General features: G+C 29.0%; 1 pseudogene. It reads left to right on the forward strand.

The annotated features are described in order from the left end of the window. Positions 1-252 (forward strand): annotated as a pseudogene (locus CD172_RS12840) (IS3-like element ISSau2 family transposase); the annotation flags it as partial.

The following is a 252-nucleotide window of genomic DNA, read 5'->3' on the forward strand; positions in this document are numbered from 1 at the left end:
ACTGATTTTCAGGTTAATCATAAAAGAGTACAACGTATCACTCAAAAATATCACATTAAAGCTTTAATTCGACAAAAAAAGAAAAAATATGTTTCTAGTACGCCCGAAACAACAGCTTCAAACGTGTTAAATAGAGAGTTCAAAACAGATGAGTCTAACAAAATTTGGTTAACTGACGTAACAGAGTTTAAATTAAGAAATGGTCAAAAAGTATATTTGAGTGCAATATACGATTTAGGTTCTAAAAAAGTT

This window comes from Staphylococcus agnetis (genome assembly GCF_002901865.1).
In the GTDB taxonomy this organism is placed as follows: Bacteria; Bacillota; Bacilli; order Staphylococcales; family Staphylococcaceae; genus Staphylococcus; species Staphylococcus agnetis.